The organism is Caulobacter sp. GW821-FHT09B11, assembly GCF_059418205.1.
Map to the genome: position 1 here is coordinate 101,177 of NZ_JBWKPK010000006.1, position 15,870 is coordinate 117,046.

Sequence of the window (15,870 nt, forward strand, 5' to 3'; positions counted from 1 at the left end):
CCGGGAGCCTTCCCCGGCCGCACGCGTTCGCCCCGGTCATGAGCACCATCGCAGACCGGCTGCCTGACTGGCTGAACGACTCCGTCTGGCTGATCGCCTGGGCGCCCCCCTGGATCATCAGCCTCGTGGTGATCGCCCTCGCCGTCGTGCTGGCCTGGACGGTCCACGCCGTGGCCGTGGGGGTCGTGCGCCACTCGCTGTCGAAGCGCGACGCCTTCTGGCAGGCGCTGATCGCCCGCACCCGTCGGCCCACCCGCATGGCCTTCGTGGTCGCCGCCCTGGGCGCGGCGGCCTCGGTCGCGCCGCTCGACGCCGCCCAAGCGCAGACCGCCAAGCACGTGCTGCTGGTGCTGTTCATCCTGCTGCTGGGCTGGATGGCGATGACCGCCCTCGACATCGGCTCGGCCCTCTACCTGCGGGGCTTCAAGGTCGACGTCGAAGACAACCTGCTGGCCCGCAAGCACATCACCCAGATCCGCATCCTGCGGCGGGCGATGGCCATACTGGTCGGCATCTTCACCCTGGCCCTGGCCTTGATGACCATCCCCGGCGTGCGCCAATGGGGGGTGAGCCTGCTGGCCGCCGGCGGCGCGGCCTCGGTGATCGTGGGTCTCGCCTTGCAGCCGCTGCTGACCAACCTGATCGCCGGCATCCAGATCGCCGTCACCCAGCCGATCCGCATCGACGACGCCGTCATCGTCGAGAAGGAGTGGGGCAATATCGAAGAGATCAACGCCACCTACGTGGTGGTGCGCCTGTGGGACTGGCGGCGGATGGTGCTGCCGCTCAGCTACTTCATCCAGACCCCGTTCCAGAACTGGACCCGCGAGAACGCCGCCCTGATCGGCACGGCCATGCTCTATGTCGATCCCGCCGCCCCGGTGGACCGCCTGCGCGCCAAGCTGGAGGAGATCGCCCGGGCCTCGAAACTGTGGGACGGCAAGGTGGTGAACCTGCAGGTCACCGACATCACGCCCGAGGTCATGGAAGTCCGCTGCCTGGTCAGCGCCCGCAACGCCCCCGTGACCTTCGACCTGCGCTGCGAGGTCCGCGAGAAGATGATGGCCTTCCTGCGCGACGAACTGCCCGAGGCGTTCCCGAAGCGCCGGCTGACGCTGGCGGCGGAGAATTGACAGGCCGTGCGTCCTTCGAGGCTCGCCTTCGGCTCACACCTCAGGATGAGGACGCTGGTTGCTCTGAACTCCTCATCCTGAGGCGCCCGCGAAGCGGGCCTCGAAGGACGCACGCCCTCCCCTAGCCACCCCATCAAGTAAGTGATTTATGACTTACGAACAGGCGCCCGCCTCGTCGGCTGGCGCTTGCGCGGGCAAACGGACGGCAACTTGGCCGTCGAGCCGCTTGCCCAGGGGGACGGGCGGGCGCAGCCTGCTACCCATGGGGGCGACGAAATGCGGGGAGCGTGGTGACGCGGGAATTCGAGATCGGCGTCAGGGCCAAGGCCCGCTGCGACCTGATGGGCGCGGCGCCTTTCAGCGAGGCCGACGACATGCTGGTGCGGCGGTTCCTGACCAGCGCCCACAAGGCCGCCCTCGACACCCTGAAGTTCTGGATGGAAGAGGCCGGCATGGCCGCCCGCCTCGACGCCGCCGGCAATCTGGTGGGCCGCTACGAGGGCGCGACGCCGGGCGCCCCGGCCCTGCTGATCGGCTCGCACATCGACAGCGTGCGCAACGGCGGACGTTATGACGGCGCGCTGGGGGTGATGCTGGCGATCGACGTGATCGAGGCCTTCCACCGCCAGGGCCGCCGCCTGCCCTTCGCCATCGAGGCTGTCGCGTTCGGCGACGAGGAAGGCTCGCGCTTTCCCGCCTCCATGGCCTGCAGCCGCGCCGTGGCCGGCACGGTCGATCCCAAGGTCATGGAGATGACCGACGCGGAAGGGACGAGCCTGGCCGAGGCCTTCGCCGCCTTCGGCCTGGATCCTACGCGCCTGACCGAAGCGGCCCGCAAGCCGGGCGAGATCTTCGCCTTCCTCGAAGCCCATATCGAGCAGGGCCCGGTGCTGGAGGCCGAGGGCCTGTCCCTGGGCGTCGTCAGCGCCATCGCCGCCCAGAAGCGGCTGATGGTGCGGTTCAAGGGTCAGGCGGGTCACGCCGGCACCACGCCGATGGGCCTGCGCAAGGATCCCGGCCCGGCCGCCGCCGAGGCGGTGCTGGCCCTGGAGCGCATCTGCCGCGACGGCCCGCTGGCCGGGACCGACGGCCTGGTCGGCACGGTCGGCCGGCTGACCGCCCTGCCCGGCGCCTTCAACGTCATTCCCGGGGCCGTCGAGTTCTCGATGGACATCCGCGCCGAGACCTCGGCCACCCGCGACGCCGCCGTTGAGGCCGTGAGCGCCGAGATCGAGGCCATCGCAGCCCGGCGCGGCCTGACGGTGTCGGTCACCCTGATGCAGGCCCTGGCCGAGAGCCCCTGCGACGCGGGCCTGACCGACCTGCTGTCGGCCGCCGTGGCCGACCTCGGCGGACCGGCGCGCCGCCTGCCCAGCGGCGCCGGCCACGACGCCATGGTCATCGCCGACCTCTGCCCCACCGCCATGCTGTTCATCCGCTGCGAGGGCGGGATCAGCCACAACCCCGCCGAAGCCGTCACCGACGCCGACTGCGCCCTGGCCGCGCGGGCGATGGTGGGGTTCGTGGAGCGGCTTTCCACTGAATTTACATCGTCATCCCGGCCGGAGCGCGCCAGCGCGGAGAGCCGGGACCCAGGGGCCGTGCGCACCGCCCCTGGGTCCCGGATCGCCCCTGCGGGGCGTCCGGGATGACGACTTGATGGATAGGCGTATGGATACCTTCAAAGACCTCGACCACCCCGCCCGCCTGCTGATGGGGCCCGGCCCGATCAACGTGCACCCGCGCGTGCTGCGGGCCATGTCGGTGCAGCTGCTGGGCCAGTTCGATCCCGAGTTCACCGGCTACATGAACGAGACGATGGCGCTCTATCGCGGCGTCTTCCAGACCCAGAACCAGTGGACCTTCCTGGTCGACGGCACTTCGCGGGCTGGGATCGAGGCGGCCCTGGTCTCGACCCTGGTTCCGGGCGACGACATCGTGGTGGTCAACGCCGGACGCTTCGGCCTGCTGCTGGCCGAGATCGCCGAGCGCTGCGACGCACATGTCACCTTCGTCGAGGGCGAGTGGGGCAAGGTCGTCGACCCCCAGGCCGTCGAGGACGCGGTCGCGCGGGTGAAGCCCCGCCTGGTCGCCTGCGTACACGGCGACACCTCGACCACCATCGCCCAGCCGATCGAGGCCATCGGCGAGATCTGCGCCCGGCACGACGCGCTTCTGTATGTCGACGCCACCGCCACCCTGGGCGGCATGAGCGTGCCGGTCGACGCCTGGAAGGCCGACATCGTCACCGCCGGCCTGCAGAAGTGCCTGGGCGGCCCCTCCGGCTCGGCCCCGATCACCATCAGCGACAAGGCCGCCGACCACATCTTTTCCCGCCGCCATGTGGAGAAGGGTCTCGCGGGCCCAGGCAATATCGGCAGCGGCCGCCGCATCGCCTCCAACTATTTCGATCTGGCGATGATCATGGACTACTGGTCCGACAAGCGCCTGAACCACCACACCGAAGCCGCCAGCATGCTGTTCGCCGCCCGCGAATGCGCGCGGATCGTGCTGGAGGAAGGGCTCGAGGCCCGCTTCGCCCGCCACGCCCAGGCCGGCGCCGCCATGACCGCCGGGATCGAGGCCTTGGGCCTGACCGTCTACGGCGACCAGGCCCACAAGATGGCCAACGTCACCGGCGTGATCGCGCCGGCGGGCGTCGACTACGACCGGGTGAAAGCCCGCATGCGCACCGAGTTCGAGATCGAGATCGGCGCGGCCTTCGGGCCTCTTGCGGGCAAGATCTGGCGGATCGGGACCATGGGCGTGAACGCCCGCAAGCATGCGGTGCTTCAGACCCTGGCGGCGCTGGAGGCGGTGCTGCGCTGGGAGGGTTTCGGCGCGCCGGCGGGAGCGGGCGTGGATGCGGCGGCGGGGGTGTTTGGATGATGGTGGTGAAGACCCCCTCCGGCCCTCCGGGCCACCTCCCCCAGAGGGGGAGGATCTCGGCCGGCGCGGCGTCCTTCAAGATGCTCCCCCTCTGGGGGAGCTGTCGCGGAGCGACTGAGGGGGTCTGCGGCGCATGACGGCTTACCCAAGAGACCTCGTCGGCTACGGCGAACACCCGCCGCACGCCCAATGGCCCAATGGCGCCCGCGTGGCCGTGCAGTTCGTGCTGAACTACGAGGAAGGCGCCGAGCGCAGCGTGCTGCATGGCGACCCCGTCAGCGAATACTTCCTGTCGGAGATGGTCGGCGCCCGGCCCATCGAGGGCGCGCGGCACATGTCGATGGAGAGCCTCTATGAATACGGCTCGCGCGCCGGCTTCTGGCGCATCCGGCGCCTCTTCGAGGAGTTCGGCCTGCCGCTGACCGTCTACGGCGTCGCCCAGGCCATGGAGCGCCATCCGGACGTGGTCGAGGCGATGATGAAGTCGGGCTGGGAGATCGCCAGCCACGGCTATCGCTGGATCGACTACCAGCACTTCCCCGAAGACCTCGAACGCGAGCACATCGGCAAGGCCATCGAGGTGCACAAGCGGCTGACCGGCGAGCGCCCGCTGGGCTGGTACCAGGGCCGCACCAGCCCAAACACCGCACGGCTGGTCGCTGAAGAAGGCGGCTTCGTCTACGACGCCGACAGCTACAGCGACGACCTGCCCTATTGGGACGACCAGCACGGCCGCGCCCAGCTGATCGTGCCCTATACGCTCGACACCAACGACATGCGCTTCGCCGCCCCCCAGGGCTTCAACAGCGGCGACCAGTTCTTCGCCTATCTGCGCGACGCCTTCGACGCCCTCTGGCTGGAGGGCGAGACGGCGCCGAAGATGATGAGCATCGGCCTGCACTGCCGCATCGTCGGCAGGCCGGCGCGGATCATGGCCCTGCGGCGGTTCCTCGAGCACGTGACCCGCCACGACAAGGTCTGGGTGGCCAGGCGCATCGACATCGCCCGCCACTGGATCGCAACGCATCCGTATGGAGCCAAGGCATGAGCGCCCCGCCCCTCACCCTGGCTCGCCTCAACAGCATGAACCAGACGGGCTTCGTCACCGCCCTGGGCTTCGCTTTCGAGCTGTCGCCCTGGGTCGTCGAACGCGCCTGGGACGCCCGCCCGTTCGCCAGCATCGAGGCCCTGCACGGCGCGATGATGAACGTGCTGAACGCCGCCTCCGTCGACGACAAGCTGGCCCTGATCCGCGCCCACCCCGAACTGGCCGGCAAGGCGGCGATCGCCAAGGCGCTGACCGCGGAGAGCACGGCTGAACAGGCCGGCGCGGGCCTGGACCGGTTGACGCCCGAGGAGTTCGCCCGCTTCCACGACCTCAACGCCGCCTACGGCAAGGCCTTCGGCTTTCCGTTCATCATCTGCGTGCGGCTGAACGACAAGAGCTCGATCCTGCGGGCCATGCAGGCGCGCCTGTCCAACGACCGCGAGGCCGAGATCGCCGAGGCGATCCAGCAGATCGGCCTCATCTCCAAGCTCCGCATCCAAGACGCCGTGACGCAATAGATGGACTACGATCTCGCCGCCTGGCTGAACCTGGCGCTCCGCTGGCTGCACGTGATCGCGGGCGTCGCCTGGATCGGGGCCTCGTTCTACTTCGTCTGGCTCGACAACAATCTGCGCGCGCCCGAGCCGCCGAAAGACGGGGTGAAGGGCGAGCTGTGGGCCGTGCATGGCGGCGGCTTCTACCATTCGCAGAAGTACATGGTCGCCCCGGCGCACATGCCGGGCCACCTGCACTGGTTCAAGTGGGAGGCCTACACCACCTGGCTGTCGGGCTTTGCTTTGCTGTTCGTGCTCTACTACTGGGGCGCGCCGGTCTATCTGATCGACCCGACCAAGCACGCCTTCACCCACTGGCAGGCCGTGGGCGTGGGCCTGGCCTTCATCTTCGGCGGCCTGGCCGTCTATGAGGGCCTGTGCCGCTCGCCGCTGGTGGAGCGCCCTCGCCTGTTCGGCATCATCTGGTTCGCAGCCCTGATCGGCGCGGCCTACGCCTTGCAGCACCTCTTCACCGATCGCGGGGCCTTTATCCATGTCGGCGCCATCATCGGCACGGCCATGGCGGCCAACGTCTTTCTCACGATCATCCCCAACCAGCGGAAGATCGTCGCCGACATGCTGGCGGGACGCGAAGTCGATCCGCGCCTGGGCGCGGCCGGCAAGCAGCGCTCGGTGCACAACAACTACATGACCCTGCCGATCCTGTTCATCATGATCAGCAACCACTATCCGGCGATCACCGGCCACCCGAAGGCCTGGCTGCTGCTGGCGCTGATCGGCGTGGCGGGGATCTCGATCCGCCACTTCTTCAACCTGCGCCACCACGGGATCATCCGGCACGACTTCCTGTTTTACGGGGCCATGCTGATGTTCGCCGTCAGCGTGATCGTCAGCCAGAAGCCCAAGACCCCCGCCGTGCTGGGGCCGGTCAGCTTCTTCGAGGCCCAGGCGATCGTGCAGAAGCACTGCGTGACCTGCCACAGCGCCGCGCCCACCCATCGCGGCTTCTCGGCCCCGCCCAACGGCGCGACCTTCGACAGCGCCGAGCACATCGTCCGCTATGCGCCGAAGATCAAGGAACGCGCTGTGCTCAGCACGAGCATGCCGCTTGGCAACGAGACCCATATGACCGATGAGGAGCGCGCCAAGCTTGGCGCCTGGATCGAATCCGGGGCCAAACTGCCCTGACGCCCTCCCCCCTGGCGACGCTGGAGACCGCCCCCTTGTCCGACGCCGATCACGAGGTCGCCCCCGACGCCCCGGCCCCGCGCAAGCGCAACGCCGAGCGGACCCGCAAGGCGATCATGTCGGCGGCGCTGAAGGAGTTTTCTCAGGCCGGGTTCGCGGGCGCGCGCATCGAGCGGATCGTCAAGGCCGCCAAGTGCAACATCCGCATGCTCTACCACTACTTCGGCGACAAGAAGGGCCTCTATGTCGCCGTGCTGGAAAGCGCCTACGAGGACCTGCGCAACCGCGAAGCCGAGCTGAAGATCGACTTCGACAAGCCGATGGCGGGCTTCCTCGAATTGCAGCGCTTCACCTTCGAATACTTCGAGAAGAATCCGAAGTTCGAGGGCCTACTGCGCAACGAGAACCTGCTGCAAGGGCGGTTCGTGGCGCAATCGCGTAAGGTCACAGAGACCGCCTTCCCCCTGCGCCGCACCATCGAGCGGCTGATCGAGAGCGGCCAGGCCCAGGGCCTGTTCCGCGACAACCTCGACCCGATCCAGATCTACGTCACCATCGCCGCCATGAGCCGCTTCCACCTGGCCAACGGCTGGTCGCTGTCGGCCACGCTGGACACCGACATGACCACGCCCGAGTGGCGCCGGGCGCGGCTCCAGCATGCGCTGGACGTGCTGGAGGGGTATCTGCGGAAGGCGTGAGGTGAAGGAACCTCCCCCCGTGGGGGAGGTGATCGCGCAGCGATCGGTGGGGGGAGAAACGCCGCCTCCGAGGCAGCTGAAAACGTCCCCCCTCCGGCCCTCCGGGCCCCCCCCCCCAGAGGGGGAGGATCTTGGCCGACACCCCGCCAAGAAAGATGCTCCCCCTCTGGGGGAGCTGTCGCGGAGCGAATGAGGGGGCCTAGCGGCTCATCACGTTCATCACCGCCAGCGTCATCGCCTCCACCCCCGTGCGGATGCTCGGCTCGGGAACCGGGGCGAAGAAGGGCGAGTGGTTGACGGGCAGCGGCTTGCCGTTCGCCTTGGCTTCCGCCATCGCCTTGGGATCGAAGCCGCCGATCGAGAAGTAGACCGAGGGCACGCCGGCGATGATGAACTCCGAATAGTCCTCGCTGGCCGAGCCGGGCGACGGCACGGCGACCGCGTCCTTGCCGAAGGCGGCCTTGAAGACGACGGCGGTGCGTTCGGTCAGGGCCGCGTCGTTGACCACCGCCTTGCCGCCGGGGATCAGCTCGAGATCCGGCGCCGGGGCGCCCGACATCTCGGCCACGGCCTTGGCGGTGCGGGTCACGCCGTCGAGGATCTTGGTGCGCACGCCGTCGTCCTGGGTGCGGATGGTGCCGCGCACCTTGGCCTTGTCGGGGATGATGTTGCCGGCGCTGCCGGCCTGGATCGAGCCGACCGTGACGACGCCGAACGCCGCCGGATCCTTCTCGCGGCTGATCACGCTCTGGACGTCGACGGTGAAGCGGGCGGCCATCATCACCGGGTCGATCGAGGCGGCCGGCATCGAGCCGTGGGCCCCGCGGCCGTTGAAGGTCAGCTCCAAGGCGTCGGAGGTCGAGGTCAGGACGCCGGCCTTGTAATAGACCTGACCCGCCGCGCCGGGACCGACGTGCAAGGCGAAGCCGTAGTCGGGCTTGCCGAACTTCTGGAAGAAGCCGTCGTTGATCATCGCCTTGGCGCCGCTGACCGTCTCTTCCGACGGCTGGGCGACGAACACCAGCGTGCCCTTCCACCTGGCCTTCAGGGCGACCAGCTGGCGGGCGGTTCCGATCCAGGCGGCCATGTGCACGTCGTGGCCGCAGGAATGGGCGACGAACACCTCGGCGCCGTTCCAGGTGGTCCTGGCGCGGCTGGCGTAGGGCAGGCCCGTCTTCTCTTCCATCGGCAGGGCGTCGAGTTCGGTGCGCACGAGAACGCTGGGGCCCTCGCCGTTCTTGAGCACGGCCACCACGCCGGTCTTGCCGACGCCCTCGGTGACCGTGAAGCCGAGCTCGCGCATCTGCGCGGCCAGCTTCTTGGCCGTCTCGACCTCCTGGAAGCCCAGTTCCGGATGGGCGTGGATGTCCTTGTAGAGCGCGTCGAGCTGCGGGTAGTCGCGGTCCAGCTGGGCCTTGATGGCGGTCGCCGTCGCCGGGACGTTCAGCGGCGCGGCGAAGGCAGGCGCGGCCAGCAGGGCCAGGGCGGCGGCGAGGGTGAAGGTCTTGGAGGTCATGCGGCTCGCGCGGCGGACCGCGCCCTTCTGGTTTTACGCTGAAAACTCTCGTCATCCCGGCCCCCCGGGTCGCGCAAAGCGCGCCCGAGGGTAAACTTCGCGAAGCGGAGAGCCGGGACCCAGGGGCAACCGCTGTGCGTCCGCCCCTGGGTCCCGGATAGCCTCTACGAGGCTTCCGGGATGACGACCTTGGAGATCGATCAGAACTTCCGACGGGCGTTCACCCCGAAGGTGCGCGGGGTCAATCCATAAAGCAGGTCCTGGTACCCGACGTTGCTGTTCTTGTTCATGATCCCCTCGGCGTCGGTGAGGTTGCTGACGAAGGCGTAGACGCCCCAGCCCTCGCCCTCGACCCCGGCCCGCAGGTTCACCGTGCTGAAGCCGCCGAACTTGTCGTAGTAGACGTAGGTCGGGCGGAAGGTGGAGACCATGTCGCCGGTATAGGCGTAGTCGGCGCGCACCAGGCCGTTGAGGCCCGCGACCGGCAGCGGCCACGTGTATTGGGCCGAGGCCGCGGCCGTCCAGTCGGGCACGTTGGCGATGCGGTCGCCCTTCTTGCCCGTCGAGCCGTCGACCAGGATGTTGGCGTTGGCCTGGTCCTCGGTCAGCTCCGCCTTGGTGTAGCCCACCGAACCGTTCAGCGAGAGGCCGTGGATCGGACGGGCCGAGACCTCCAGCTCGATACCCTGGATTCGCGCGGCGCCGGCGTTGGTGATGAAGGAATAGAGGCCGTCGGCGGTGATGGCGCTGGTCTGGCGGTTCTTCCAGTCGATGCGGTAGACGGCGGTGTTGGCGGTCAGCTTGCCGCCCAGCCAGGCGGTCTTCAGGCCCGCCTCATAGTTCCACAGGCTGTCGGGATTGTAGACGACAAGCTTGCTGTTGAGGCCCGGCACGTTGTTGGCGCCGCCCGGCCGAAAGCCCTCGGACGCCGTGGCGTAGGCCATGATGTCCGAAGTGATCTTGTAGCTGGCGTTGAACTTGTAGACCCAGCCCGAGGCTTCGGCGGTCTGCTCGGAATAGGCGGCCGGCGCGGCGCCGGTCAGCAGGTTGCGCTGCGTGCCCGCGCTGCCGGTGGTCTTGGTGTAGTCGTAGTGGCGCGCGCCCACCGTCAGCGACAGGCCCTCGACCTGCGGCGGCGTCCAGGTCAGCTCGCCGAACTCGGCGGTCTGCTTGACGTTGGTGTTGACGTAACGGCCCTGCACGTACTGCGTCGGGCTGTAGGGCAGGCCCGTCGACAGGCTGGTCAGCACCGTGTTGCTGTCGATGTGGTCCTTGCGCAGCTCCATGTAGCCGCCGACCGTCCACTGCAGCTGGCCCTCGCCCTTCGACGACAGCCGCACCTCGTGGTTCCAGGCGCCCAGATAGGCCGGCTGGTAGCCGATCACGCCATAGGCGCTGCCGATATAGGGCTTGTACTGCGGGGTGAAGTCGATCGTCCGCAGCATGTCGTACTTGTAGTAGGCGCTGGACGCGGTCAGCTCGCCGATCGGGCTCGACCATTTGCCGGTGACGCTGGTCAGATCCATCTCGGTGTTCAGCGGCAGCTTCACGACGCTGTCGGTCTTGTCGTCGCCCAGGCGGTCGTACCAGCCCTGCAGGTCGTCGGCCGACGAGTTCTGGTGGATCTTGGTGACCACCAGCGAGATGTCGTCGGTGGGCGTGAAGCCCAGCATGGCGCGATAGCCGTCGGCGTGGCTGTCGTTGATGTTCTTGGCGCCGGTCTTGACGTTGTCGACATAGCCGGGGCGGTCCTCGGTATAGGCGACGATGCGGGCGGCCAGCTTGCCCTCGATCAGCGGGATATTGCCCATGGCCTTCAGGTACGAGCCCTGCGAGCCGCCCTTGGTGGTGCTGGCCTGGGCCTCCATCGAGGCGCTGAACTGCGTGCTGTCGGGCTTGGCGTAGATCACCCGGATGGTGCCGCCCATCGAGCCGCCGCCATACAGCGTGCCCTGCGGGCCGCGCAGCACTTCCACCCGCTCGACGTCGAACAGGTTGAGGTCGGCGGCGTTGTTGGCCGGATCCTGGGTGGTGCCCGAGGGGCCGGTGATCGAGGTCTCGTCGTAATAGAGGCCGGTGGTGGCCTCGCCCGAGCCCTGCACGCCGCGGATGGTCACGCGGCTCTGGCCAAGCTGGCCCTGGGTCAGGTTCACGCCCGGCACGGCGCGGAAATAGTCCTGCAGGCCGGTGGCGCCGATCTTCTGCAGGCTGTCGCCGGTGACGGCGCTGATGGCCATCGGCGTGGTCTGGAGGGTGGTCGAGCGCTTCAGCGCGGTGACGACGATCTCCTCGACGGTCTCGTCGGCGGCCGGCGCGGGAGCAGCGGTCTGAGCGGCCGCCCCCAGCGGCGCGGCCAGGGCGGCGAGCGCCGCCGTGGAAAGCAGGATCTTCAGGTCGGTACGCATAGCAGGTCCCCAGTGCATGCATGGTCACGCCCGCTCTGATGGCGGGTCGACGTCCAGGCTGGGGTCTGGGTCGAAAATATGTCAACGCTTTTGTATCGATATTATTGGGATCGATTTTGGCGCCCTTTTGCGAGGCGCCCGCCCGCCGCGCCTCTCATCGTGGTCGAGTCTTTGCCGGCCAATTGGTCTGACCATTGGATTGACAACCGACCCGCCCCGTTTAAACGAGATGACGGGAAGCCTGTCGCCGCGTAACGGCGCCGCCGCGGAAAGACGCCGATGCTGAAGATCACCGCCGCCAGGGTCATCGTCACCTGCCCGGGCCGCAACTTCGTGACCCTGAAGATCGAGACCAGCGACGGGGTTTACGGGATCGGCGACGCCACCCTGAACGGCCGCGAACTGGCGGTGGCCAGCTATCTCAACGACCACGTCATCCCCTGCCTGATCGGCCGCGACGCCCACCAGATCGAGGACATCTGGCAGTTCCTCTACAAGGGCGCCTACTGGCGGCGCGGGCCGGTGACCATGTCGGCGATCGCCGCGGTCGATATGGCCCTGTGGGACATCAAGGCCAAGATCGCGAACCTGCCGCTCTACCAGCTCTTGGGCGGGGCCTGCCGCACCGGCGTCATGGTCTACGGCCACGCCAACGGGGCCAGCATCGAGGAGACCCTCGACAACGCCGCCGTCTATGCCGAGCAGGGCTACAAGGCCATCCGCCTGCAGTCGGGCGTGCCGGGGCTGAAGACCGTCTACGGCGTCTCCAAAGACCGCTTCTTCTACGAGCCGGCCGACGCCGACCTGCCCAGCGAAAGCGTCTGGTCGACCGAGAAATACCTGCGCAGCGCGCCGCCGCTGTTCGAGGCGGCGCGCGAGAAGCTGGGCTGGGACGTCCATCTGCTGCACGACGTGCACCATCGCCTGACCCCCATCGAGGCCGGGCGCCTGGGCAAGGACCTCGAGCCCTACCGGCCGTTCTGGATGGAGGACGCCACCCCGGCCGAGAACCAGGCCAACTTCCGCCTGATCCGCCAGCACACCACCACACCGCTGGCCGTGGGCGAGATCTTCAACTCGATCTGGGACTGCAAGCAGCTGATCGAGGAACAGCTGATCGACTATATCCGCGCCACCGTGGTGCACGCCGGCGGCATCACCCACCTGCGCCGCGTGGCCGCCTTCGCCGACATGCACGGCGTACGCACCGGCTGCCATGGTGCCACCGACCTCTCGCCCGTCTGCATGGCCGCGGCCCTGCACTTCGACCTGTCGATCCCCAACTTCGGGATCCAGGAATACATGCGCCACACGGCCGAGACCGACGCGGTGTTCCCGCACGCCTATACGTTCGACGACGGCATGCTGCATCCGGGCGAGGCGCCGGGCCTGGGGGTCGATATCGACGAGACCCTGGCGGCGAAATACCCTTACAGCCGCGCCTACCTGCCCGTGGCCCGCCGCGAAGACGGCTCCATGCACGATTGGTGAGCGCCGGCGTGGTGAGATCGCCGCCGCGATCTTGTCAGACCAAATAGCCGGGGCGTCCGACAAGGGTTATGTTATCGGTGTCGAACCTTAAGGTTCCGCGCGTCGATTCCAGGACCCCATGTCGGACAACGTCAAGCTCTACCGCAAGATCGCGGACACCGTGGCCGACGCCATCGAGGCGGGTCAGTACAAGCTGGGCGACCGCCTGCCGACCGAGCGCGAACTGGCCGAGCAGTTCGGCGTCTCCCGCCCCACCCTGCGCGAGGCGATGATCGCCCTGGAAATGCTGGGCATGATCGAGGCCCGCCACGGCCTGGGCATTTATGTCACCGGCGACGTGCGCCCCGTCGCGCCCCAGCCGGCCGAGCGCGACACGGAAATCGGCGCCTTCGAGCTGATCGAGGCCCGCCGCCTGTTCGAGGGCGAGGCCGCGGCGCTCGCCGCCACCTCGATCACCGAGGAGCAGATCGCCCAGCTGGAAAGCCTGCTCGAGCGCATGCACGAGGAAGAGGAGATCCGGGGCGAGGACGCCGACCGCGAGTTCCACCTCGTGATCGCCGGCGCCACCGGCAACGGCGCGATCATCGCCACGATCGAGAACCTGTGGGACTGGCGCAACCGCTCGCCCCTGGCCCGCAACATCCTGGCCCGCGCCCGCGGCATGGGCCTGGAGCCGCGCATCGCCGAGCACCGCCGCGTGGTCGACGCCCTGAAGGCCCGCGATCCCGCCGCCGCCCGCCAGGCCATGCGCGACCACCTTGAACGGGTGATCGAGCACCTGCTGCACGCGACGGAGACCGAGGCGGTCGAACGGGCGCAGCAGGAGACGAGCGCGCGACGTGACGCGATCGCCAAGCGGGTGGCGATCTAGCCGCTTCCCTCGCCCCCCTTCCTCGTCATCCCGGAAAGCGCGCAGCGCTTATCCGGGACCCAGGGGCCGGCGCATTGAGTTGGCGACAGCAATAGGCGGCGAACCTAACCGCCGCGCCCAGTCCCCTGGGTCCCGGCTCTTCGCTACGCTTCGGCCGGGATGACGGCTAAGGGCGTTGGGCGAGGTCAATCACCTCGCCCGCCAAAGCGAAAACTACCCCCGCTCGACCTGGCTGACATCCCGCACCGCGCCGCGCGCGGCGTTGGTGGTCATGGCCGCGTAAGCCCGAAGCGCCGGAGAGACTTCGCGCTTGCGGTCCTTCGGCTTCCAGGCGTCCTTGCCGCGCGCCAGCTGGGCGGCGTGACGTTCGGCGAGCACCGCGTCGGAGACTTCCAGTTGGATGCCGCGGTTGGGGATGTCGATCAGGATCGAGTCGCCGGTCTCGACCAGGGCGATCAGGCCGCCCTCGCCGGCTTCCGGCGAGACGTGGCCGATCGACAGGCCAGAGGTGCCGCCCGAGAAGCGGCCGTCGGTGATGAGGGCGCAGGCCGCGCCCAGGCCCTTCGATTTCAGATAGGTGGTCGGGTAAAGCATCTCCTGCATGCCCGGGCCGCCCTTGGGGCCTTCGTAGCGGATGACCACGACCTCGCCGGCCGTGACCTTGCCGCCCAGGATGCCGCTGACGGCGTCTTCCTGGCTCTCGAACACCCGGGCCACGCCACGGAAGGTCAGGATCGACTCGTCGACCCCCGCCGTCTTCACGATGCAGCCTTCCGGCGCCAGGTTGCCGAACAGCACGGCCAGCCCGCCGTCCTTGGAGAACGGGTGCTCGACCGAGCGGATGACGCCCTTCTCGCGGTCGAGGTCCAGGTCCTCCCAGCGCGCGGCCTGGCTGAAGGCGATCTGGGTCGGCTTGCCGCCCGGGGCGGCGCGGAAGAACTCCTGGGCCGTGCCGCTGTTGGTGCGGCCGATGTCCCAGCGGGCCAGGGACTCGGCCATGGTCGCGGCGTGGACGGTGGGCTGGGTGGCGTCGATCAGGCCGCCCTTTTCCAGTTCGCCCAGGATGGCCGGCACGCCGCCGGCGCGGTGGACGTCTTCCATGTGCACGTCGCTCTTGGCCGGGGCCACCTTCGACAGGCAGGGCACGCGGCGCGACAGCCGGTCGATGTCGGCCATCGAGAACTCGACCTCGCCCTCGCTGGCGGCGGCCAGCAGGTGGAGCACGGTGTTGGTCGAGCCGCCCATGGCGATGTCCAGGCTCATGGCGTTTTCGAACGCCGCCCGGGTGGCGATGCCGCGCGGCAGGGCCGTGGCGTCGCCCTGCTCGTACCAGCGCTGGCACAGGTCGACGATCAGCCGGCCGGCTTCCTTGAACAGGGCCTCGCGGTCGGCGTGGGTGGCCAGGACCGAGCCGTTGCCGGGCAGCGACAGGCCGAGCGCTTCGGTCAGGCAGTTCATCGAGTTGGCGGTGAACATGCCCGAGCACGAGCCGCAGGTCGGGCAGGCGGCCTTCTCGATCGCCTCGACTTCCTCGTCCGTGTACTTGTCGTCGGCGGCCACGACCATGGCGTCGACCAGGTCCAGCGACCGGATCGCGCCCTTGATCTGCACCTTGCCGGCCTCCATCGGCCCGCCCGAGACGAAGACCACCGGGATGTTCAGGCGCATGGCGGCCATCAGCATGCCGGGCGTGATCTTGTCGCAGTTGGAGATGCAGACGATCGCGTCGGCGCAGTGGGCGTTGACCATGTACTCGACCGCGTCGGCGATCAGTTCGCGGCTGGGCAGCGAATACAGCATGCCGCCGTGGCCCATGGCGATGCCGTCGTCGACGGCGATGGTGTTGAATTCCTTGGCCACGCCGCCGGCCGCCTCGATCTCGCGGGCGACCAGCTGGCCCAGGTCCTTCAGGTGCACGTGGCCCGGGACGAACTGGGTGAAACTATTCGCGACCGCGATGATCGGCTTGCCGAAATCGGAGTCCTTCATGCCGGTGGCGCGCCACAGGCCGCGGGCGCCGGCCATGTTGCGGCCGTGGGTGGAGGTGCGTGAGCGATAGGGAGGCATGGGAAAATCTCAGTGTCGGCTGTGGGGTTATTACGCCCCTGCCCCGCGC

Annotated in this window: 11 protein-coding genes and 2 pseudogenes; 10 read left to right on the plus strand and 3 right to left on the minus strand. The window is 68.6% G+C overall.

Annotated features, from left to right (window positions below; translation table 11 throughout):
• The first annotated feature begins 38 nt into the window (after positions 1 to 38).
• The 8 genes and pseudogenes from AC07N1_RS06165 to AC07N1_RS06200 all read left to right on the plus strand — a co-directional run bounded on the left by AC07N1_RS06165 (position 39) and on the right by AC07N1_RS06200 (position 7,471).
• Positions 39 to 1,133, plus strand: a complete 1,095-nt coding sequence (locus tag AC07N1_RS06165; RefSeq protein ID WP_494671004.1) for a mechanosensitive ion channel family protein — start codon at positions 39 to 41, stop codon at positions 1,131 to 1,133.
• Positions 1,130 to 1,278: pseudogene (locus AC07N1_RS06170) on the plus strand (hypothetical protein). The gene AC07N1_RS06165 and the pseudogene AC07N1_RS06170 overlap by 4 nt, the downstream one beginning before the upstream one ends.
• A 196-nt stretch (positions 1,279 to 1,474) precedes the next feature.
• Positions 1,475 to 2,713 (plus strand): annotated as a pseudogene (locus AC07N1_RS06175) (allantoate amidohydrolase); the annotation flags it as partial.
• 79 nt (positions 2,714 to 2,792) lie between these two features.
• The gene (locus tag AC07N1_RS06180) at positions 2,793 to 4,022 is read left to right on the plus strand and encodes a pyridoxal-phosphate-dependent aminotransferase family protein (RefSeq protein WP_494671005.1); all 1,230 of its coding nucleotides are present in this window, start codon (positions 2,793 to 2,795) and stop codon (positions 4,020 to 4,022) included.
• A gap of 133 nt (positions 4,023 to 4,155) precedes the next feature.
• Positions 4,156 to 5,070 (plus strand): allantoinase PuuE, encoded by a 915-nt coding sequence (puuE, locus tag AC07N1_RS06185; protein ID WP_494671006.1) that lies wholly within the window; start codon positions 4,156 to 4,158, stop codon positions 5,068 to 5,070.
• On the plus strand, positions 5,067 to 5,588 hold the full coding sequence (uraD, locus tag AC07N1_RS06190) for a 2-oxo-4-hydroxy-4-carboxy-5-ureidoimidazoline decarboxylase (protein ID WP_494671007.1): 522 nt from the start codon (positions 5,067 to 5,069) through the stop codon (positions 5,586 to 5,588). The genes puuE and uraD overlap by 4 nt, the downstream gene beginning before the upstream one ends.
• Positions 5,589 to 6,773, plus strand: a complete 1,185-nt coding sequence (locus AC07N1_RS06195) for a urate hydroxylase PuuD (protein WP_494671008.1) — start codon at positions 5,589 to 5,591, stop codon at positions 6,771 to 6,773.
• Positions 6,774 to 6,808: 35 nt separating this feature from the next.
• On the plus strand, positions 6,809 to 7,471 hold the full coding sequence (locus tag AC07N1_RS06200; protein ID WP_492856584.1) for a TetR/AcrR family transcriptional regulator: 663 nt from the start codon (positions 6,809 to 6,811) through the stop codon (positions 7,469 to 7,471).
• Between the two features lie 199 nt (positions 7,472 to 7,670).
• On the opposite strand, the gene AC07N1_RS06205 is transcribed toward AC07N1_RS06200, so the two are convergent.
• On the minus strand, positions 7,671 to 8,987 hold the full coding sequence (locus AC07N1_RS06205) for an amidohydrolase (RefSeq protein WP_494671009.1): 1,317 nt from the start codon (positions 8,985 to 8,987) through the stop codon (positions 7,671 to 7,673).
• A gap of 200 nt (positions 8,988 to 9,187) precedes the next feature.
• Positions 9,188 to 11,392, minus strand: coding sequence for a TonB-dependent receptor (locus AC07N1_RS06210; RefSeq protein ID WP_494671010.1), 2,205 nt, complete (start codon positions 11,390 to 11,392; stop codon positions 9,188 to 9,190).
• Between the two features lie 279 nt (positions 11,393 to 11,671).
• Here AC07N1_RS06210 and manD point away from each other — a divergent pair, with 279 nt between their 5' ends.
• Together manD and AC07N1_RS06220 are read left to right on the plus strand one after the other, a co-directional pair.
• Entirely contained in the window at positions 11,672 to 12,883 is a 1,212-nt protein-coding gene (gene manD, locus AC07N1_RS06215; RefSeq protein WP_494671011.1) for a D-mannonate dehydratase ManD, read from the plus strand.
• A gap of 118 nt (positions 12,884 to 13,001) precedes the next feature.
• Positions 13,002 to 13,754 carry a FadR/GntR family transcriptional regulator gene (locus tag AC07N1_RS06220; RefSeq protein ID WP_494671012.1) on the plus strand — a complete coding sequence of 251 codons (753 nt, stop codon included), beginning with the start codon at positions 13,002 to 13,004 and terminating at the stop codon, positions 13,752 to 13,754.
• 213 nt (positions 13,755 to 13,967) lie between these two features.
• On the opposite strand, the gene ilvD is transcribed toward AC07N1_RS06220, so the two are convergent.
• On the minus strand, positions 13,968 to 15,821 hold the full coding sequence (ilvD, locus tag AC07N1_RS06225; RefSeq protein ID WP_494671013.1) for a dihydroxy-acid dehydratase: 1,854 nt from the start codon (positions 15,819 to 15,821) through the stop codon (positions 13,968 to 13,970).
• Positions 15,822 to 15,870: the final 49 nt, after the last annotated feature.

Coding starts and splice junctions, on each gene's coding strand:
- AC07N1_RS06165 (WP_494671004.1), top strand. CDS start 39: ATGAGCACCATCGCAGACCGGCTGCCTGACTGGCTGAACGACTCCGTC.
- AC07N1_RS06180 (WP_494671005.1), top strand. CDS start 2,793: ATGGATAGGCGTATGGATACCTTCAAAGACCTCGACCACCCCGCCCGC.
- puuE (WP_494671006.1), top strand. CDS start 4,156: ATGACGGCTTACCCAAGAGACCTCGTCGGCTACGGCGAACACCCGCCG.
- uraD (WP_494671007.1), top strand. CDS start 5,067: ATGAGCGCCCCGCCCCTCACCCTGGCTCGCCTCAACAGCATGAACCAG.
- AC07N1_RS06195 (WP_494671008.1), top strand. CDS start 5,589: ATGGACTACGATCTCGCCGCCTGGCTGAACCTGGCGCTCCGCTGGCTG.
- AC07N1_RS06205 (WP_494671009.1), bottom strand. CDS start 8,987: ATGACCTCCAAGACCTTCACCCTCGCCGCCGCCCTGGCCCTGCTGGCC.
- AC07N1_RS06210 (WP_494671010.1), bottom strand. CDS start 11,392: ATGCGTACCGACCTGAAGATCCTGCTTTCCACGGCGGCGCTCGCCGCC.
- manD (WP_494671011.1), top strand. CDS start 11,672: ATGCTGAAGATCACCGCCGCCAGGGTCATCGTCACCTGCCCGGGCCGC.
- AC07N1_RS06220 (WP_494671012.1), top strand. CDS start 13,002: ATGTCGGACAACGTCAAGCTCTACCGCAAGATCGCGGACACCGTGGCC.
- ilvD (WP_494671013.1), bottom strand. CDS start 15,821: ATGCCTCCCTATCGCTCACGCACCTCCACCCACGGCCGCAACATGGCC.